The 18,979-nt window shown below is 39.8% G+C and carries 20 protein-coding genes and 1 riboswitch; of the genes, 16 read left to right on the top strand and 4 right to left on the bottom strand.

The genetic code is table 11. The features are described 5' to 3' along the window. The first annotated feature begins 2 nt into the window (after positions 1-2). The 8 genes from FY049_RS15545 (at position 3) to recJ (ending at position 10,385) form a co-directional block, all read left to right on the top strand. Positions 3-1,979, top strand: coding sequence for a 2-oxo acid dehydrogenase subunit E2 (locus FY049_RS15545; protein WP_446084004.1), 1,977 nt, complete (start codon positions 3-5; stop codon positions 1,977-1,979). A 583-nt stretch (positions 1,980-2,562) separates the two neighbouring features. After that, a riboswitch (yybP-ykoY riboswitch) is annotated at positions 2,563-2,720 on the top strand. Between the two features lie 88 nt (positions 2,721-2,808). Continuing rightward, complete coding sequence (locus tag FY049_RS15540) at positions 2,809-3,387, top strand: TMEM165/GDT1 family protein (RefSeq protein ID WP_446083983.1); 579 nt, start codon at positions 2,809-2,811, stop codon at positions 3,385-3,387. A 213-nt stretch (positions 3,388-3,600) separates the two neighbouring features. Continuing rightward, entirely contained in the window at positions 3,601-4,398 is a 798-nt protein-coding gene (locus FY049_RS15535) for an MBL fold metallo-hydrolase (protein WP_004718609.1), read from the top strand. An 89-nt stretch (positions 4,399-4,487) separates the two neighbouring features. Further along, positions 4,488-4,853, top strand: a complete 366-nt coding sequence (locus FY049_RS15530) for a YkgJ family cysteine cluster protein (RefSeq protein WP_081407361.1) — start codon at positions 4,488-4,490, stop codon at positions 4,851-4,853. Positions 4,854-5,075: 222 nt separating this feature from the next. Then, positions 5,076-6,542, top strand: a complete 1,467-nt coding sequence (guaB, locus tag FY049_RS15525; RefSeq protein WP_446083982.1) for an IMP dehydrogenase — start codon at positions 5,076-5,078, stop codon at positions 6,540-6,542. A 118-nt stretch (positions 6,543-6,660) separates the two neighbouring features. Next, positions 6,661-7,992, top strand: coding sequence for a phosphoglucosamine mutase (gene glmM / locus FY049_RS15520; protein ID WP_004718603.1), 1,332 nt, complete (start codon positions 6,661-6,663; stop codon positions 7,990-7,992). 32 nt (positions 7,993-8,024) lie between these two features. After that, positions 8,025-8,681, top strand: a complete 657-nt coding sequence (gene pdxH / locus FY049_RS15515; RefSeq protein ID WP_446083981.1) for a pyridoxamine 5'-phosphate oxidase — start codon at positions 8,025-8,027, stop codon at positions 8,679-8,681. Further along, entirely contained in the window at positions 8,682-10,385 is a 1,704-nt protein-coding gene (recJ, locus tag FY049_RS15510; protein ID WP_446083980.1) for a single-stranded-DNA-specific exonuclease RecJ, read from the top strand. 56 nt (positions 10,386-10,441) lie between these two features. Here recJ and FY049_RS15505 read toward each other — a convergent pair whose 3' ends face one another. After that, the gene (locus FY049_RS15505; RefSeq protein WP_004718597.1) at positions 10,442-11,203 is read right to left on the bottom strand and encodes a putative porin; all 762 of its coding nucleotides are present in this window, start codon (positions 11,201-11,203) and stop codon (positions 10,442-10,444) included. A gap of 377 nt (positions 11,204-11,580) precedes the next feature. On the opposite strand from FY049_RS15505, the gene FY049_RS15500 reads away from it, so the two are divergent. The 6 genes from FY049_RS15500 to FY049_RS15475 all read left to right on the top strand — a co-directional run bounded on the left by FY049_RS15500 (position 11,581) and on the right by FY049_RS15475 (position 14,978). Beyond that, on the top strand, positions 11,581-12,123 hold the full coding sequence (locus FY049_RS15500; protein WP_166782950.1) for a PadR family transcriptional regulator: 543 nt from the start codon (positions 11,581-11,583) through the stop codon (positions 12,121-12,123). Positions 12,124-12,161: 38 nt separating this feature from the next. Further along, complete coding sequence (locus tag FY049_RS15495) at positions 12,162-12,557, top strand: Fur family transcriptional regulator (protein WP_056517184.1); 396 nt, start codon at positions 12,162-12,164, stop codon at positions 12,555-12,557. Between the two features lie 35 nt (positions 12,558-12,592). Next, positions 12,593-12,895: a DUF3861 domain-containing protein gene (locus FY049_RS15490; RefSeq protein ID WP_270383082.1), complete on the top strand. Its 303-nt coding sequence runs from the start codon at positions 12,593-12,595 to the stop codon at positions 12,893-12,895. Continuing rightward, positions 12,888-13,211 (top strand): DUF2798 domain-containing protein, encoded by a 324-nt coding sequence (locus FY049_RS15485; protein WP_446083979.1) that lies wholly within the window; start codon positions 12,888-12,890, stop codon positions 13,209-13,211. Before FY049_RS15490 ends, FY049_RS15485 begins: the two co-directional genes overlap by 8 nt. A 263-nt stretch (positions 13,212-13,474) precedes the next feature. Continuing rightward, complete coding sequence (locus tag FY049_RS15480; protein WP_034611289.1) at positions 13,475-14,422, top strand: pirin family protein; 948 nt, start codon at positions 13,475-13,477, stop codon at positions 14,420-14,422. A 157-nt stretch (positions 14,423-14,579) separates the two neighbouring features. Continuing rightward, positions 14,580-14,978 (top strand): OsmC family protein, encoded by a 399-nt coding sequence (locus tag FY049_RS15475; protein ID WP_004718587.1) that lies wholly within the window; start codon positions 14,580-14,582, stop codon positions 14,976-14,978. Between the two features lie 119 nt (positions 14,979-15,097). Here the strand turns inward: FY049_RS15475 and FY049_RS15470 are convergent, their stop codons facing one another. Continuing rightward, the gene (locus tag FY049_RS15470) at positions 15,098-15,544 is read right to left on the bottom strand and encodes a surface-adhesin E family protein (RefSeq protein ID WP_446083978.1); all 447 of its coding nucleotides are present in this window, start codon (positions 15,542-15,544) and stop codon (positions 15,098-15,100) included. A gap of 135 nt (positions 15,545-15,679) precedes the next feature. Between FY049_RS15470 and FY049_RS15465 the strand changes: the two genes are divergently transcribed. Further along, positions 15,680-16,321, top strand: a complete 642-nt coding sequence (locus FY049_RS15465) for a glutathione S-transferase family protein (protein WP_446083977.1) — start codon at positions 15,680-15,682, stop codon at positions 16,319-16,321. A 26-nt stretch (positions 16,322-16,347) separates the two neighbouring features. Further along, positions 16,348-16,947, top strand: coding sequence for an alpha/beta fold hydrolase (locus tag FY049_RS15460; RefSeq protein WP_446083976.1), 600 nt, complete (start codon positions 16,348-16,350; stop codon positions 16,945-16,947). A gap of 41 nt (positions 16,948-16,988) precedes the next feature. Here the strand turns inward: FY049_RS15460 and dinB are convergent, their stop codons facing one another. Continuing rightward, positions 16,989-18,044, bottom strand: coding sequence for a DNA polymerase IV (gene dinB / locus FY049_RS15455; protein WP_446083975.1), 1,056 nt, complete (start codon positions 18,042-18,044; stop codon positions 16,989-16,991). A gap of 122 nt (positions 18,045-18,166) precedes the next feature. Further along, positions 18,167-18,925: a glycoside hydrolase family 25 protein gene (locus tag FY049_RS15450; protein ID WP_446083974.1), complete on the bottom strand. Its 759-nt coding sequence runs from the start codon at positions 18,923-18,925 to the stop codon at positions 18,167-18,169. Positions 18,926-18,979: the final 54 nt, after the last annotated feature.

Raw genomic sequence — 18,979 nt, 5'->3', positions numbered from 1 at the left:
TGATGCAAGTTAAAACTCCTGATATTGGCGTTGATAAGGCCACTGTTGCAGAAATCTTGGTGAAAGTAGGGGATACCATCGCTGTTGATGACAGTATCGTTCTACTTGAGTCAGACAAAGCCTCTGTTGAAGTGCCAAGCACTTCAGCAGGTGTGGTTAAAAGTATTGCTGTTACGGAAGGTGATGAAGTTTCAGAAGGTGCTGTGTTGATCGAAGTTGAATCTGCGGATGCAACAGAGGCAGAAACTCCAGTACAACCTGCTCAAGAAGCTGCAAAAACTGAACCTGCTGTAGAAGCTAAAGCTGAACCTGTGGCACCTTCAGCATCTGCGCCAGCTTCATCTCAAACAGTTGAAGTTCAAGTGCCAGATATTGGTGTTGAAAAAGCTTTGGTCGGCGAAGTTTTGGTTAAAGTGGGCGACGAAATTGCGGTAGATGACAGCATCGTTGTAGTGGAATCGGATAAAGCAACAGTTGAAGTTCCAAGTACAGTTGCTGGCACGGTTGAAAGTGTTGTGGTCAAAGAAGGCGATAATGTTAAAGAAGGTGTGGTACTGATTACAGTGAAAACTGTAGGCGCTGCAACGACTTCGGCGGCAGAACCTACTGAAGCGCCTCAACAAGCGTCAGCAACACCAACTCAAGCTGCGGCACCAGAAGCATCAGCGCCAGCCCAATCGGGTAAAGTTGAAGTTGCTGTTCCTGATCTTGGTGTAGATAAAGCAACAATTTCTGAAATCTTGGTGAGCGTAGGCGATCAAGTTGAAAAAGACCAAAGCCTTTGCGTCGCTGAGTCGGATAAAGCCTCTGTAGAAGTGCCAAGTACGGTTGCAGGTACGGTGACGGCGATCCATGTGGAATTGAATCAGTCTGTGAGTCAGGGCACTGCTTTGGTGACGATTGAAGCACAGGGTCAGACTGCACCAGCACCACAAGAAAAGCCAGCTGCTCAAGCATCACAAGCTGCATCAGCACCAGCCGCGAAAACGACAGCATCAGCGCCAAAAGCTGAAGTGGCCGTTGCTCAAGCGGGTACTGAAAAGTTATCTAAAGCACAACAAGCTGAAAATGCCAAAGTTTATGCTGGTCCAGCCGTGCGTAAGCTTGCGCGTGAACTGGGTGTGGTTTTATCACAAGTCGAGGCCTCTGGTCCTCATGCACGTGTGATGAAAGATGATGTTTTTGCTTTTGTTAAAGCCAAATTGACTGCACCACAAGCAGTAGCTCAAACCGCCGCTGCGCCAGCCGCTTCAGGATTGCCTGCATTACCAGATTTCAGTGCATTTGGTGGTAGTGAAATTGCACCAATGACGCGTTTACAGCAAGTGTCTGTACCGCAATTGTCATTAAATAATTTCATTCCACAAGTGACACAATTTGATTTAGCAGATATTACTGAATTAGAAGCTTGGCGCGGTGAGTTAAAAGGGAAATTTAAGCAAGATGGTATTAGCTTAACGATCCTTGCCTTTATTGCAAAAGCGGTGGCGTTCTTACTTAAAGAAGAGCCTTATTTTGCGGGTCACTTGGCAGATGATCAAAAGTCTGTGCTGTTGCGTAAAGAAATTCATATGGGAATCGCTGTGGCGACACCAGATGGTTTAACTGTTCCAGTATTGCGTAATCCTGATCAAAAATCGATTAAGCAAATTGCCATTGAATTAGGTGAGTTAAGTAAAAAAGCACGGGATAAGAAACTTTCTCCGAAAGACTTACAAGGTGCAAATTTTACCATTACCAGCCTAGGTTCAATTGGTGGTACTGCATTTACGCCATTGGTGAACTGGCCGCAAGTTGCGATCTTGGGTATTTCACCTGCAACCATGCAACCGGTATGGAATGGCTCAGGCTTTGATCCAAAACTGATGTTGCCATTGTCATTGTCTTATGACCATCGTGTGATTAATGGTGCGGATGCTGCGCGATTCACCAATAAATTGACCAAGTTGTTATCAGATATTCGTAACATCTTGCTTTAAGTTTTAAATCATAGAAGACCTCGCTTTAGGCGAGGTTTTTTATATGGATCTAATTTTGTTTTATCAATAATTTTCAAATCTGCTTTAAAATCATCATTCAATTCATTTTTTGTACTTTTGAATCATAGATGGTTGTTCTATCGTGTGGCGACATGGATGTTGCCGTTGGGCGGGGGTATAGGACGTACCCCTCGCCCAAAAGAAGATTTTTGTCATCTTTCATCTCTGAAAAGTGAGGCATCGCCTACGCAAAGGTATTTAAACTTTGAATGTAAGCTGTGGCATTGCAAGTTTTTTTATAATCAAATAATTTATTTTTCTATATAATTGATTTAATAAAAATTATATTCATGCATCTGAGTTTTTGGACAGGTTGACTATATTGTTAAATCAACTTGCAGGGCTCATCATGGAAATTGCCTATAGCAAAATCGAGAGCTTATTTTTAGTGAAGAAACGAAATTGAATTCATCCTCTGCGGGCATTAAAAATGCTTTGGCACGATATTTTTTGAAGTTTATCTGAGCTTTAAATTTTTTAATTTTTAAAAATTGAAAATGATTGATAAAGCGTTGTAGAATAGCTGTACTTCATTGGGGAGTAGCCGCTGTTTGTCATCTGCGAGATGATAAATGGGTGATGATCAACATAATTACTCAACAGAGTATGGTCATCATAGCAAAGAACCAATTTAGCTGAAGGTGTTTACTCAGCTATCTTTTGTTGGCAAGACCTTTGATTTATCACTCCGCGTTGAATAGGCGACTATTCATATTGGCTAGCAGGAGGGGTAAGTCATCGGTAAATATTGCTAGCCAGAGACTTTGAAATGTTAAATGCCTTCCTCATCTCTTTAGTGGTTGTCGCTTTATCCGAAATGGGCGATAAAACACAACTGCTCGCATTACTTCTTGCTGCACGTTTTCGTAAACCTATTCCTATTTTAATTGCAATTTTATTAGCAACCATTGTCAATCATGGTGTATCGGCTGTGCTTGGTCAGTGGATTACCACAGTCCTTAGCCCGACAGTGTTACTTTGGATTGTGTCACTTGGCTTTATTGGTATGGCCGGGTGGATGCTGATTCCAGATGAATTGGATGATGAATCTGAAAGTATTAATAAATGGCAAAAATATGGGGTCTTTGGTGCAACCTTTGTATTATTCTTCCTTGCAGAAATTGGGGATAAAACCCAAATCGCCACAGTGGCACTTGCTGCACGCTTTGACAGTATCGGTTGGGTAACCATAGGTACGACATTGGGGATTATGCTGGTCAATGCACCTGCTGTATTTATTGGGAATAAATTGGCAGATAAATTACCTATTGCTTTGATTCATAAAATTGGAGCTGCAATCTTCTTTATTATTGGTGTCGCCGCTTTAGTTCAGCATTACTTTTTTTAAGCACAATTTTCCAAGCTGATTGAACATCAATAAAGGCATCTATTTTTAAAGCTGAAAACCCAACTTAATGTTGGGTTTTTTATTATTCTGAGAATGATGACACAAATAATCTTTAAACTTAGGTTGTAGATTTATTGTAACTTTGAAGAAAACCTTATATGTTGTATGGGATAACTAAAGATTTATTTTAAAAAAGGTTTTGGGGTTTCTGGTATGGCTTTAGATCGCACCACGTCGCAAGTTTTGTTTGATAATGGCACTCATAAATGTATAAGTTTTACCAGTTTGGTGAAAGGTGAAGGTGTACAAGCCAATCAGTTTCTTATTTTAAATAATGAACGTGCAGCAGTATTAGATCCAGGCGGTGATTTGACCTATGTCCCCCTGACCATGGAGCTTAATAAATACACCCGATTACAAAATCTAGACTATGTCATGGCATCTCACCAAGACCCAGACATTATTACCTCAATGCCACGCTGGTTGGTCTATACCGATGCCAAAGTGGTCGCATCTAAATTATGGGCGCGCTTTTTACCTCATTTAAACTCAGCATTTATGAGTGACCGTATGAAAGGGGGCTGGTTAGAACGTCTGATCGAATTGCCTGACCAAGGTGGTTCTATTCCATTGGGAGAAACGCGCATTATCGTGGTTCCTGCGCATTTCTTACATTCCGTTGGAAATTTCCAGTTTTACGATCCAATTTCAAAAATTTTATTCTCAGGTGATATGGGTGCATCGATTGTTGATGATGCCTCGAAACCAATTGAAGATTTTGCAATGCACATTCCAACCATGCATGGTTTTCATCAGCGCTATATGTGTACCAATCGGGTGATCCGTTTATGGGTGAAAATGGTGCGTCAAATGGATATTGAAATGATTGTGCCGCAGCATGGTAAGCCGTTTATTGGTAAAGAGATGATTCATCAGTTTTTAGACTGGATCGAAAATTTACAATGTGGTGTCGATTTGATGGATGAGTCAGTGTTTACCTGTCCGCAATAAAAAATTCAAAAAAGATATTGAGTTTGAGTGCGACTTTTTTTAGGATTTTCTTGCCAAAATTTTAAATTGATAACGAGAATCTTAAAAAAATGTTGTCACAAATCTCAGCACAGGATGCGTGCTTAAGTTGCGGGGCGTGTTGCGCCTTTTTCCGAGTCTCATTTTATTGGGCAGAAGGAGAAGCCATGCCACCAGATTATGTCGAACCTTTGACAGCCGTGTATTCTTGTATGCAGGGCACCAATCAAAAGCAACCGCGTTGTGTGGCATTAAAGGGTGAGATTGGACAGCAAGTCAGCTGTAGTATGTATGAGCAACGGAGTTCTTCATGCAAACAGGTACATGCTGGGGATTCACAATGTGCAAAAGCAAGACAAGGCTATGGTTTAATTCCCCTGATCGAAATAGAAGTCGCTACACCCAGCAATGATGAAGACTTTGATCAGGTGTGTTAACGCTAAAGTGGGAAAATTTAGGATATCAGGCAGAGACTGTAAGTCGACAGTTTACTGTGGTGTTAAATCCACGATAATTTTATATTCAAAGCCCATTTTTATTTCAATAAGATACTGAAAAATAAAGTGTGATCGAGAATAAGATAAATCCGCACAATAAAAAATGAAAATTGAACGGAAATTTGTATATAATAGCTCACGGAAATTACCAGCGAGACTGTTATGTTGACCATCGTTCAAGAAGCGCTAACCTTCGATGATGTCTTATTACTCCCTGCCTATTCTACTATCCTCCCAAAAGATGTCTCTCTAAAGACACGCCTCACACGCGGCATTCAACTGAACATCCCTATGGTTTCAGCAGCAATGGATACTGTGACTGAGTCACGTATGGCGATTGCAATGGCGCAAAACGGTGGTATTGGTATTTTACATAAAAACATGGATATTTCTGCACAAGCTGCAGAAGTTCGCCGTGTAAAAAAATTCGAAGCGGGAATGGTGAAAGATCCAATTACCGTGACACCTGAAACCACGATCCGTGATTTGATGGCAATTACACAAGCCAACAACATCAGCGGTGTACCTGTCGTTAAAGATGGCAAAGTGGTTGGGATTGTAACTGGCCGAGATACTCGTTTTGTAACGAACTTGGAACAACCAGTAAGCAATATCATGACAGGGCAAGATCGTCTTGTGACTGTTCGTGAAAATGAATCGAAAGAAAATATTCAAGCATTATTGCAAAAACACCGTATTGAAAAAGTATTGGTGGTTGATGAAAGCAATGCATTAAAAGGCTTAATTACAGTTACAGATTTCCGTAAAGCGGAATCTTATCCAAATAGCTGTAAAGATGAATTAGGTCGTTTACGTGTTGGTGCTGCAGTGGGTACTGGCGCAGAAACCCCAAGTCGTGTTGAAGCTTTGGTTGAAGCCGGCGTTGATGCGATTGTAGTGGATACGGCGCATGGTCATTCTGCGGGTGTGATCGAGCGTGTACGTTGGGTGAAAGCAAACTTCCCTCAAGTCCAAGTGATTGGCGGTAATATCGCAACGGGTGATGCTGCTTTGGCATTACTTGATGCGGGTGCAGATGCAGTGAAAGTAGGTATTGGTCCTGGTTCAATCTGTACGACACGTATCGTTGCTGGTATTGGTATGCCACAAATCTCTGCAATTGACAGTGTTGCCAATGCATTGAAAGATCAAATTCCATTGATTGCTGATGGTGGTATCCGTTTCTCTGGGGATATGGCCAAAGCAATTGGTGCTGGTGCAAGCACGATTATGGTGGGTTCACTTATGGCGGGTACTGAAGAAGCACCTGGTGAAGTTGAATTCTTCCAAGGCCGTTATTATAAAGCATACCGTGGTATGGGTTCTTTGGGTGCAATGGCTGGTGCGACGGGTTCTGCCGATCGTTATTTCCAAGACTCGAAAGCAGGCGCTGAAAAATTGGTCCCAGAAGGGATTGAAGGCCGCGTACCGTACAAAGGTCCAATGGGCAATATCGTACATCAAATGATGGGTGGATTACGTTCATCTATGGGCTATACTGGTTCTGCAACCATTCAAGACTTACGTCAAAATGCAAAATTTGTGAAAATCACCGCTGCAGGTATGCAAGAGTCACATGTGCATGATGTAACGATTACCAAAGAAGCACCGAACTATCGTGTAGGTTAATCTTTTGTAATATTTTGATTGGAAAAAGCCGTCAGTTTATGACGGCTTTTTTATTTTGGTGTAAAGTAGTAAACCTTAAAAATTGATTGTTATACAACACATAATAAGTGGGTAAAAGATGAGTTATTTTGGAACAGACGGGATTCGTGGAAAATTTGGTGAACTCCCAATTACCCCAGAATTTGCACTTAAACTCGGATTTGCGGCAGGGAAAGTATTAAAGCAAATTAGCCCCAAATCAAAACCGATTGTGGTTTTAGGTAAAGATACTCGTTTATCGGGTTATATTCTTGAAGCTGCTTTACAGGCGGGTCTCAATGCGGCAGGTGTTTATGTACATTTGCTTGGACCCTTGCCGACCCCTGCAATTGCTCATTTAACCCGCGCATTGCATGCCAACTTAGGGATCGTGATTTCTGCTTCGCATAACCCTTATTTTGATAATGGGATTAAATTCTTTTCAGATGAAGGGAAAAAGCTCCCAGATACGATTCAAGATGCGATTAACCGAGAGCTTGAGAACGATATCATCATTGAAGACACCGCAAACTTAGGTAAGAGTGTGCGTGTTAAAGATGCCAATGGTCGTTATATCGAGTTTTGTAAATCGACATTCCCGTATCATTTCAATTTACGCCATTTAAAAATTGTGGTGGATTGTGCCAATGGTGCAGCGTATAGCGTCGGCCCAGCAGTATTTCGTGAATTAGGCGCAAAAGTTATTGCGCTTTATAACGAACCAGATGGTTTAAATATCAATAAGGATTGTGGTTCTACGCATCCTGAAAATTTACAAAAAGCCGTGATTGAGCATCAAGCAGATTTAGGTATTGCTTTTGATGGTGATGCAGATCGTGTGGTTTTGGTTGACCGTTTTGGTAAATTGATTGATGGCGACCATATTCTGTATATTTTAGCAACCCAAGCATCTCAAAAACCGGCGGGTATCGTGGGTACAGTGATGAGTAACATGGCATTAGAGTTAGCACTTGAAAAAGCCAAAGTTCCTTTTGTACGTGCTAAAGTGGGTGATCGCTATGTATTGCAAAATTTAGAAGAAAACAACTGGGTGATTGGTGGCGAACCATCTGGTCATATTTTGACTTTAGACAAGAGCACAACAGGCGATGCAATCATTGCAGCCCTACAAGTGTTAACAGTATTGGTCGAACAGAATAAAGCTTTAGATGAATTGGTTGCAGATTTTAAAACTTTACCCAATGTTTTGGTCAATGTTCGCCTTGAACAAATGTTTGACCCATTCGCAGTGCCAGCATTGGTTGCCGAGTTTGATAAAGTAGAAGCAGCACTTAAAGGACGTGGGCGAATTTTAATTCGTAAGTCAGGGACGGAACCGATCATCCGTGTTATGGTAGAAGGCGATAATCTGCAAGAAGTAACTGATTTGGCAAATCATTTAGCAGATGCTGTTCGTCAAAATGCGGCTTAAAATATTGTATCGTCTGTAGAAGGTTTTGCTTCATGCGTGATGTAATTAAAGAGTTAAGTGAGCTTCGCCTTACTTATCAAAAAGGTGAACTCCATGAGGAGCAGGTGGATGCTCATCCTCATGCACAGTTTCTCAATTGGTTTAATTTGGCTTTAGAAGCAAAACTGCATGAACCCTATGCAATGTCGTTGGCAACCGCAAATGCACAAGGGCGTCCACATGTGCGTACTGTGTTATTGCGTGGTGCTACCGAGGCTGGTTATGATTTTTATACCAATTATGACAGTCAAAAAGGCTTAGACTTAGCTGAAAATCCTTATGCAGAATTGCTATTCTATTGGCCTGAGTTAGAACGTCAGGTTCGTGTGGGTGGTCAAGTTCAGAGAATATCTGAACAAGAATCTACTGATTATTATCATAAACGTCCGCGTGATAGCCAAATTGCAGCACATATCAGCACCCCACAAAGTGGCGTGATTGAAAGTCGTGAACATTTACAACAGCGTTTTCAAGCATTGTATGATCAAGTGGCTGAAAAAAATGAATTGGCTAAACCCGAATTTTGGGGAGGCTATCGTTTAGAGCCGACGTATTATGAATTCTGGCAAGGCCGCCCAAATCGCTTACATGATCGCCTAACTTATGAAAAAGTAGGTGGATCTTGGACAATACAACGTTTGATGCCATAAATGCAAAAATTACAAATTAAACAACGACCATTGATCACACGCCCTGAAAATTTTCAGGGCGTGTTACCCTTTATTGCTGAAATTTTAGCCCGTCGTGGTGTGCAAACTGAACAAGAATTAGATTTAAAGCTTAAATATTTACTTGCACCAGAAATGAAAGGTTTGGAGCAAGCCATTCAAATTATTGATCAAGCCTTAGATCAACATAAAAAAATTGTGATTGTCGGCGATTATGATGCAGATGGTGCCACCAGTACCGCGCTGATGATGCTGGCTTTACGAGAAATGGGCGCCAATGTTGAATACCTCGTTCCAGATCGCTTTAAATATGGTTATGGCTTAACTCCTAAAATTGCCGATTTGGCTTTTGAAAAATATCAGCCTGATCTATTAATTACGGTCGATAATGGAATTTCCAGTCATGCAGGGGTAGCACAAGCGCAGTCATATGGAATGCAGGTGATTATCACCGATCACCATTTAACGACCAAGGAAACGCCTCAAGCTGAAGCGGTTGTCAATCCAAATCAGTTAGGTTGCGAATTTCCAAGTAAGGCTTTGGCTGGCGTCGGTGTGGCATTTTACCTATTGGCAAAGTTAAGTAGCCATCGGACAAAACTGGGTAAGCCGGCTGCAAAAATGCCGCAATATTTGGATTTGGTTGCTTTGGGCACTTATGCCGATGTTGCCAGCCTCGACCATAACAATCGTATCCTAGTGGATGCGGGGGTTAAACGGATTCAACAGAATCAATGTCGTGCTGGGATTAGTGCCTTATTAGACATTGCAGCGCGTGATCCTGCTGAGTTAAAAGCCTCTGATTTAGGTTTTGTGTTAGGGCCTCGTCTTAATGCAGCAGGGCGTATGGAAACCATGGACATTGGTATTGAATGTCTTTTGGCAACGGATATGCAAACAGCCCACACTTTGGCACGCCAGCTCAATGATTTAAACTTAGAACGCCGTCAAGTTGAGTCGGAGATCAAACAAGAAGCTTTGGCAGCGCTGGAAAATCTACAGCTTGATCAAGATCATTTACCCGCAGCGCTGGTCATGTTTGAAGAGCATTGGCATCAAGGGGTGATTGGTATTGTGGCAGGGCGTTTAAAAGAACAATTTCATCGCCCCAGTATTGTATTTGCGGCGGATAAAGATGGGATTCATATCAAAGGTTCCGCACGTTCGATTGATGGTATTCATATTCGAGACAGTATTGAAAAAGTTGCCGAGCAATATCCTGATTTGATTAGTCATTTTGGTGGGCATGCAGCGGCGGCGGGTTTGACCATTCAAAAGCAACATTTTGAAGAATTTAAACAACGTTTTACTGAGTTGGTTGCTCAATCAGATGATGCACTATTCCAAGCGGTTTTGTGGACAGATGGTGAATTACCTGCTCAGGCATTTCAACTGCAAACTGTAGATACTTTGGCGCAATTGGGACCGTGGGGGCAAAAGTTTCCTGCACCGGTATTTGAAGGGCGTTTTAAAGTCATCGATTATCGTTGGTTAAAGGAAGTGCATCTGAAATTGCGTTTAGCTTTGGAAAATGGCCAACCGATTGATGCGATTGCCTTTAATGTACGTGATAAATTCAATTTTGATCCCATGCAAGATATGGTACGTATCGTGTATGAATTGGATAAAAATCAATTTAATGGCAATGTGAGTTTGCAGTTAAGAATGCTGCATTTAGAACAGTAAATTTAGAGATTAAAAAACCGCTTATACAAGAGCGGTTTTTTAAGTTTTAACAATAATTAGAAGCGGTAAGCAGCACGTAGACCATAGATATTATCGTCATCTTCAAAATCAACAGAACCTTCTAAGCTGATTTGTTGAGTAAAGAATTTTTTTGCACGAATTGTAAAGCTGTCTTCATCAGTACCATCAGTGCGACTACCTGAATAAGCCAATCCGACACTGAAAGTTTTATCTAGGTATAAATCCGTACCTACGCTGTAAGCATCGGTATCACCAAAGCTTGCACCACCTTCAAAATTCATGTCATAGCGACCCACTTGAGTGACATATTTAGCACGGATAGTTGGATCTATATCATCATTAAAATCATTATCATAGCCTGCTAAACCCACTGCAATCAAAAGTCCCGGGATTGGCAAGTAACCTACTTCAGCAGAGTAAGTTGTTGTATCTAAATCATCGACATGATCGGCCTTAGCTGTAGAGCGTCCAATAGCAGCACTTGCATAAAAATCGGTATTTGGAACGAAATATTCAATACCAACACCATAAGCTGTTACATCGTAGGCATCATAATCGATATAGCTAATTCCAGCATTTACGTTGCTTGCGCGATCTAGAAAGGCAGCTTCGTTTAATGGGTTATTTTTAACTTGAACAGGGTTAAAATAATATGTTCCATCAATAGCAAAACCAGTAGAGGTATCCCCTTTATCTGGATCAACAATACCGAGTGAACCACCGATTTCAGCTTGGTATGCATGTGCAGACCCAAAAGAACTAGCAAGTAATGCAGCAAATAAAGTTTTCTTAAACATTGTGTGACCCTTTTGTTATAAAAATATTAATTTTTTGTTACAAATCGCATTGTATGTAAATTAATCTCTATGTCAAGGCTAAAGATCTGAAAATTAAAAGTTTGCTGCGCCATGACATAAAAACAATGCTTAAAAAATGGGTAACTGAGTCAAGCTTTAAGCAATCCATAACAACAATAAAAATAGCCAATAGATTCAGTTTAAAGGTTTTTAATCGGTCTTTTTTATGTCTTAAATTTTTAAGATAGATCGATTCAAAATTATTTAATTTATTATTTATCAAAATATTATAATTGATTTTGTTCTATTGTCTTGCCTTAAGACTTATTAAGATATATCTTAAAATGCATAAATTAATCAATTTGAGAAAAATAAAGATGAAATCAGAGCGACATGATCATTCACAAAATGATTTTGAGCATCGTGAACAGCATACCGAACGAGGCTATGGTGGGCGACGAGGTCGGTTGTTTGAATCGGGTAAAATGAAGCTTTTGGTTTTACATCTGATACAGCAACAGCCAAAGCATGGTTATGAAATTATCAAAGCCATCAGTGATCTGGTCGGTGGAGGCTATACTCCAAGTTCAGGCACAATCTATCCAACCCTGACCTATCTTGAAGAAATTGGTTTTGTGCATGCTGAAAATACAGAAGGTGATCGTAAGCAATATCACATTACTGATGCTGGAAAATTACATTTAAAAGAGCAGCATGCACATATCAAACACTTATTAGAGCGTTTGGAAACTCGACGCGAAATTCATGAAAACGACCAATATTTGGATATTCATCGTGCGATGGAAAACTTAAAAACATCATTACGCTTAAAGCTCAAGGGTAAAGATTTTGATGCTGAGCAAGTTAGACAAGTCGCTGAAAAAATTGATCAAGCTGCAGTAGAAATTGGACGTTTATAACAGTGCAATAATGGGGCAATAGAAGGTTTAGGTGAGACATGAGTATTGAGGTACAACAAAAACTGCGTCATGCAAATTTAAAAGTGACCCAAGCAAGAGTGATTGTATTCAAAGCGCTGTTGGACCAAAAAACACAACTGACAGCAAAGCAGATTTATCAGCAGTTATATGTACAAAATAAGCAGATCAGCTTATCGACCATATATCGAGTGGTGAGCGATTTAGAGAAAGTCGGTTTGATTACACAAAATCTGCATGGCAGAGATGAAGCCAAATATGCTTTGCCTTATTTATCCGAAGTGGAGTCACTCAATATCCAATGTGCCGACCTAACCCAGATCAATAAAGCATCATTGATCGCTTCACTGGAACAGGTTTTTCAAGCGTTTGATATTGATGTTTTGGATATTAAATTTAGTACGACATTACATTAAACCCAGCCGAATATTTAACAAGTTAGAGAAATCTTATGAAACAACATCAATATTATGTAACTGTGCAACATGTTGCAGATGCGCAAGGTCATCCATCAACCTACGATGAAAATATCGAATTTAATGTGGGTAATCACGATGATATTTTCCAAATCGTAGAGCGCTTAAAAGCTGCTGAGTTTTTTGATGAAGAAACCACTAAAGCGTTTGCGGTAGGATTAAAACTCTTTTTAGAGGTGATGATTACCCACCGTGATCATGTGCTATTTCAAGACTTTGAACCCGCAGTTAAACAATTTATGAAAAACTTAAAGCAGAACGTGAAGAAAAATGCGTGATTTAAAACCAGAGATCAAGATCGAAAATAGACCCGATCAACATAAGCCTGCCATGATTTTTGCTGGAATTCCGAAATTACCAGTAAAATATGCAGGGTGGATTATGCCGTTGATACTCTCAGCTTTGATGAGTGCAACCATTTTCATGATTAACTTATGGAAAAATGTGGGGTGGTTCGATGGATTTTTTGCGAAATGGTTTAGCGTCTGGCTATTTTCATGGATGATTGCCTTTCCCACAGTATTAATTTTTTTACCTCTGGTTCGCCGTTTCACAGGCTTATTTGTAGATCTTACGCCACCACCTTCTGCTTAATTCGATCAAGACTTTGAACATGCTATAGGGTGATGACGGGCCTATAAACATTTCAGAGAATATTCAACTTGGTAAAGTATTGCTCCCAGATCTTGTAATCAGAAACTGCATAACAAAAACCAAACTATTATTGTCCTATTCATGGTATTCAGCGTATTAAGATAGCTATAGGTCGATGTATATAAAACCGATAAGCTAAATAAAATGAAATTGTAGATGTTGCAATAACGTCCTGAGCTGATGGACAAATTTAGGATAACAAAATGACCAATACCAACTATACCGAGATTTCTAACTCTGACGATTGTGAAAAATATGTGAATCAGTTCATTCAAGATTTTCCAATCCGTTCAGCAGAAATAGGCAAAGGCACCGTCATTAAACGTGCATTACCCAGTCGTCAAAAACGCATGATTGGCGCATGGTGCTTTTTAGATCACGCTGGCCCAGTCGTATTTCCTCAGGGAGATGGATTGGATGTTGGACCGCACCCACATATTGGATTACAAACCTTCACTTGGATGATCGAAGGGACGATGATGCATACAGACAGCATCGGCTCTAAACAATTGATTCGTCCTAAACAAGTGAATCTAATGACTGCTGGTTATGGAATTTCCCATACAGAAGTTGCTCCCGATACTGAAACAAGAATGCATGCTGCACAGCTTTGGATTGCATTGCCTGATGATAAGATCAATATGGCACCGCAGTTTGATCATTATCCAGAATTACCCATCGTAGAGCAGGACCATATCGAATTTACAGTTTTAGTCGGTGAATTCATGAATACCAAATCTCCTGTCAAAGTGCATACGGAATTAGTGGGGATCGATTTTTTTGCAAAAGAATCAACCAAGACACGTATTCCACTGAATCCTCATTTTGAATATGGATTTATGGCATTAGAAGGTGAAGCAACAGTAAATGGTCATGATTTAAATAGTGACAATATGGTAGTGATAGAACCTGGAATTTCACAGATTGAGGTTGAGTTACCAAAAGGCTCGCGTTTACTGTTGATTGGTGGTGAACCTTTTGAGTCGCCTATTTTATTGTGGTGGAATCTTGTGGGCAGAACACAGGAAGAACTAAAAACAGCAACAGAGCAATGGGCAAATCAGGATGCCCGTTTCGGAACGATCCCTGATTATGATGGTCCACGTTTAGAAGCACCAGCATTCCCAGACAAGATGCGAGCATCGAAGTGATGTGCTGCATTGCGCATTATCGATCTTTAGACAGGGATTCAAACTAAATAATTTGCGTTAAAGAGGTGCTTGATCATCCTTTAGCGCAAGTGTTGCGTTTACAAGTTTTTATTTAAACTGGCATTCACTAAAAATTTAAAGATTAAAGGAAAATAAAATGGCAATTATTGCAAATGCAAAGGTAAAAACCTATCCAGAACCATGGTCAGGTGAGGTGGTGAGTGGAAAACATCAACTGATTACCGATAAACCAGAATCATTCGGTGGGCAAGACAAGGGCTTAGCGCCTTATGATTTTATTTGTTCAGGTTTGATCTCATGTACCATGATTACTTTGCGTATGTATGCTCAACACAAAGGTCTTGATTTGGGTGAGTTTACAGTTGAAGCTGATTTTAATGCCAATAAAGAGGGGAAAGAATGGGTCGAGCGTCGCTTGTCTTTTGCCACTCCGTTGTCTGAAGAGTTGCATCAAAAAGTGTTAGACATTTGCCAAAAAACCCCAGTGACCAAGACTTTATTGCGTAGTGTGGAAATCAATACCACGATTATTTAAAAAACGGCTATGTAAAAACCGCCATGTAAATATGGTCGTTGTCGCTGATCCGTAAAAAGATATTTTGTATAAAAACAAAATATCTTTTTTTCTGCCAGTAAGATTATTCAAAAATTATTTTATTTACAGGTGTTTGCATAAATTTTGTTATAGAACTTATCTTGATTCAAGGCTTTAAACTCTAAGTCGTCAAAGGAATAAAAAGCTGCTCCCGTTTCACCATCATGGCTCAAGGTAATGTCATCAAATTTTTTCACTAATTTACTGTTTGATGTTTTTCCTGCAAAGTAATCAGCGCCCCGAATGGCGATGGTTTTTCCTGTGCAATCTACAATAAGCTGTTTAATAACTGATTGATATGTTGCACCTTGCTCATCTTTAATAGGGTTGGCATATTTATCATAGATGACAGCTTGCTTAAACGAATCACGAATTTTTTGATGTGCATTTACATCAATAAAGGACTCACCCTTATTCTCAAGAGATCCCAGTAACATAAGCTTGGGTTGATATGCATATAGATTTGAACAAATAAAGAAGAAAATTAACGGGATAAGTGACTTCATTTTTATTCTCAGAATAACCAATATTGAATCTAGAGTATAAACAAAGTTGATAAAAAAATGATTTAAATACAGTAATAGAATTGTTGAAAAGTTGAGATCAATTTATAGTCGAATGATAAAAACTGAGGCAATACAATGATTACATTACATCACCTAGATCAATCTCGTTCACTCCGTATTATCTGGGCTTTAGAAGAGCTGGGACTTGAATATCAGATTAAGCACTATAAGCGCTTGCCTACTTTCGCTGCGCCCCCTGAGTTAAAAGCAGTTCATCCGCTTGGAAAGTCACCTGTATTGACCGATGGTGACCTGACTATTGCAGAATCTGCTGTGATTTTAGATTATCTTCAAGCAACCTATGATACAAAAAATCAGTTTAAGCCTCAGAATCCTAAAGACTTAATGCAATATAACTACTGGATGCATTATGCCGAGGGTTCTTTAATGCCTTATTTGTTGATGACCTTGGTCATGACCAATATGCCAAAACATATTCCTTTTTTAATTCGTCCTATTGCAAAGAAAATTTCAGAAGGTGTCCGTGGCGGCTTTAGCAATCCTCGTTTAAAAGAGCATGCAGCCTTTTTGGAAGCTTATTTTAGTCAACATGACTATGCCGCAGGTGAGTTTTCTTTTGCCGACATTCAAATGAGTTTTCCCGTGATTGCCATGCAACAACGAACCAAAAATAAAACCCCTCGACTGGCTGCATATGCTGAACGAATTCAGCAGCGTCCTGCTTTTCAACGCGCTAAACTAAAGAGTGATGATTAAATTTTGTATATCAAGGTGATGGGTGAATGCATTTAATTTTTTTACCAGGTGCATCGGGAAGTACAGCGTTTTGGCAACCTGTTATGCAGCAGCTTTCAGCCGATCATCAAAAAACAGTGATGGCCTATCCAAGTTTTGCTGGGTATCCAGAGCATCCGCATATTGATAGTTTTGACGATTTACAGGGCTATATTCTCGACCAAATTCAACAGCCCTGTATTGTGATTGCTCAATCTATGGGAGGTGTTTTTGCAGTTCAAGCAGCATTACAAAAACCTGAATTGATCAAAGCTTTGGTTTTGGTTGCAAGCTCTGGTGGAATTGATTTAAGCCCTTTTCAGCTTGCGGATTGGCGAGGGAATTATCAGCAAACATTTGCAGTGTCCAATTGGTTTGTCGATCATCAATCCCATTTAGATGATTTATTATACAAAATAGCGTACCCAGTCCTGTTACTCTGGGGAGATGCAGATCCCATTAGCCCTGTGGGCGTGGGTAAATATTTGCATGAAAAAATTCAGCATTCCAGATTGCATATCATTGAACAAGGGGAACATGATTTGGCCAATGTACACGCAAATCAAGTGGCCAGATTAATTCACGATTTTATTTCTGATATAAAGTAAAAGATTTAAGCTGAAGTCGCACATGTCTTTTTCATTTATGTTTACCATAATGACAATTGTGCTTCATCTTGCTGATCTGTCAGTTGATACAAACCCACTCCGATTAAACGGAATTGGAAATGCTCAGGAATTTGCATTTCGCTTAATAATATTTGAGTGACCTGAACCATTTCTTGTTGCGATTGAAGTGCGGTTCTAAAACTTTTACTGTGCTGTAAAACCTGAAAATTCTTGAGTTTTAACTTAACGGTGACACCGCGAGCCTGCATGTGTTTTTTTTCTAAACTGAGCCAAACACGTTCAATTAAATTGTCCCAATAGATTGAACACTGTTCAAGGCTGAGATCATCATCAAATGTGGTTTCTTTGGAAATTTGCTGACGTTGTCGTTCGGCTTGTACTGGGCGATCATCAATACCTTGGGCATATAAAAACAACTGTTTACCATATTTGCCAAAATGATGGATCAGTATATTTTCTTCAATTTTTTGCAAATCCCCCAAAGTCTCTAAGTTTAAGCTTTTCAGTTTTTCCTGAGTGACTTTACCGACACCGGGAATTTTTTTCAGGGGTAAATCATGGATAAAATGTTGAACTTGGGTCGGTTTAATGATGCAAATGCCATTGGGTTTATTCCAATCCGAGGCAATTTTGGCAAGAAATTTATTCGGTGCCACACCTGCTGAAGCCGTAAGCCCTGTTTGTTGAAAAATATCAGCTCGAATTCGTTCCGCCACTTCAGTGGCACTGGGAATATTTTGTAAATTTTCAGTGACATCTAAATAAGCTTCATCTAAAGATAAAGGTTCGATAAGCGCAGTGTATTTCTGAAAAATCTCATGAATCTTTACAGAAACGTCACGATACTTTTCAAAATTCGGTTCAATCACATAGACTTGAGGGCAGAGTTTTTTTGCCTGAGACATCGACATGGCAGAGCGTAATCCAAACTGACGCGCTGGGTAGGATGCAGCAGCAATCACAGCCCGAGGATGATGTGAGGAAATCACCACAGGCAGATGCTTTAATTCAGGACGGTCGAGTAGCTCTACAGATGCATAGAATGCATCCATGTCAATATGGATGATTTTTCTCATGAATTACACAGTGTTGAAACGCTGTGTGATTATTCTAACCGATCTTGATTTGTTTCTATTGATGAATTTAAATTTTGTAAAGAATATGCGACAGCTTATGTCATGAATGATCTTGATTGCGCTTAATTCAACTTATTTTTCTGTAAAAACTGCTGCCATTGTTCTGCATCACCATAAAATACATTTAAATCGACATTTTTCTCGATGCCTTGAATTTTGCCTTGGTTGCTCTGTTGCCAAAATGTCCATGTACGTTGGTCTTTTAAATCAGGCTTATCTTTATATTCACGAATCCAAATCGGTGTATCTTTAAACTCACCTGTTAAAACCATGTTGTAAAAGATTTTAGAGGTATAAAAAATCGGTTGTTTACCGTAATGCTTTTGCAATTGATCATGCATACTTTTGATGTGTTTGATTAATTTTTCTTTGGTATAGGTGTTTATACAACTGCTGTCATATTCCAAGTCCATCACAGGGGGCAAGGCATTGCTTTTATTTGGCACTGTTTTGATAAAATTTTGTGCTTGAATATCACCATCACGACATAAACGAAAGAAGTGATAAGCCCCCACACGTAGACCACGTTCACGTGCTTCTAACCAATACTGCTGAAATTTATCATCTTGATAATCGCCACCTTCAGTGGCTTTGAGATAGACAAACTGATAGTGCTGCGGAGAGATTTTTTTCCAATCAATATCACCTTGATGATGTGAAACATCGAAACCTTTAATCGGATAGGCTTCAGCCAAGGCGGCATTATTATGAACAAAAAACAAAGTCCCGAGTATGACGCAGCAGAAAAGTGCGATCGCTAAAACTGAGCTATTGCGAGTGATTTTTTGCTGTTTGTGTTTTTTCGCAGCGTATTTTGACATGGTTTTTCTAAATATCCAGATGGATCAGTTTAACGTGCTTTGGTTCTAAAAAAC

This window comes from Acinetobacter sp. 1125_18A, from assembly GCF_052824985.1.
The sequence above is the reverse complement of the archived record's forward strand: the minus strand, read 5'-3'. Positions and strand labels throughout refer to the sequence as shown.

Bases quoted from the DNA above. Each gene is read 5' to 3' on its own strand.
- FY049_RS15465 (WP_446083977.1), top strand. From the start codon at position 15,680: ATGATTACATTACATCACCTAGATCAATCTCGTTCACTCCGTATTATC.
- FY049_RS15450 (WP_446083974.1), bottom strand. From the start codon at position 18,925: ATGTCAAAATACGCTGCGAAAAAACACAAACAGCAAAAAATCACTCGC.
- recJ (WP_446083980.1), top strand. From the start codon at position 8,682: ATGCAAAAATTACAAATTAAACAACGACCATTGATCACACGCCCTGAA.
- glmM (WP_004718603.1), top strand. From the start codon at position 6,661: ATGAGTTATTTTGGAACAGACGGGATTCGTGGAAAATTTGGTGAACTC.
- FY049_RS15485 (WP_446083979.1), top strand. From the start codon at position 12,888: ATGCGTGATTTAAAACCAGAGATCAAGATCGAAAATAGACCCGATCAA.
- FY049_RS15535 (WP_004718609.1), top strand. From the start codon at position 3,601: ATGGCTTTAGATCGCACCACGTCGCAAGTTTTGTTTGATAATGGCACT.
- FY049_RS15505 (WP_004718597.1), bottom strand. From the start codon at position 11,203: ATGTTTAAGAAAACTTTATTTGCTGCATTACTTGCTAGTTCTTTTGGG.
- FY049_RS15540 (WP_446083983.1), top strand. From the start codon at position 2,809: ATGTTAAATGCCTTCCTCATCTCTTTAGTGGTTGTCGCTTTATCCGAA.
- FY049_RS15460 (WP_446083976.1), top strand. From the start codon at position 16,348: ATGCATTTAATTTTTTTACCAGGTGCATCGGGAAGTACAGCGTTTTGG.
- FY049_RS15490 (WP_270383082.1), top strand. From the start codon at position 12,593: ATGAAACAACATCAATATTATGTAACTGTGCAACATGTTGCAGATGCG.
- FY049_RS15470 (WP_446083978.1), bottom strand. From the start codon at position 15,544: ATGAAGTCACTTATCCCGTTAATTTTCTTCTTTATTTGTTCAAATCTA.
- pdxH (WP_446083981.1), top strand. From the start codon at position 8,025: ATGCGTGATGTAATTAAAGAGTTAAGTGAGCTTCGCCTTACTTATCAA.
- FY049_RS15495 (WP_056517184.1), top strand. From the start codon at position 12,162: ATGAGTATTGAGGTACAACAAAAACTGCGTCATGCAAATTTAAAAGTG.
- FY049_RS15500 (WP_166782950.1), top strand. From the start codon at position 11,581: ATGAAATCAGAGCGACATGATCATTCACAAAATGATTTTGAGCATCGT.
- dinB (WP_446083975.1), bottom strand. From the start codon at position 18,044: ATGAGAAAAATCATCCATATTGACATGGATGCATTCTATGCATCTGTA.
- guaB (WP_446083982.1), top strand. From the start codon at position 5,076: ATGTTGACCATCGTTCAAGAAGCGCTAACCTTCGATGATGTCTTATTA.
- FY049_RS15480 (WP_034611289.1), top strand. From the start codon at position 13,475: ATGACCAATACCAACTATACCGAGATTTCTAACTCTGACGATTGTGAA.
- FY049_RS15545 (WP_446084004.1), top strand. From the start codon at position 3: ATGCAAGTTAAAACTCCTGATATTGGCGTTGATAAGGCCACTGTTGCA.
- FY049_RS15530 (WP_081407361.1), top strand. From the start codon at position 4,488: ATGTTGTCACAAATCTCAGCACAGGATGCGTGCTTAAGTTGCGGGGCG.
- FY049_RS15475 (WP_004718587.1), top strand. From the start codon at position 14,580: ATGGCAATTATTGCAAATGCAAAGGTAAAAACCTATCCAGAACCATGG.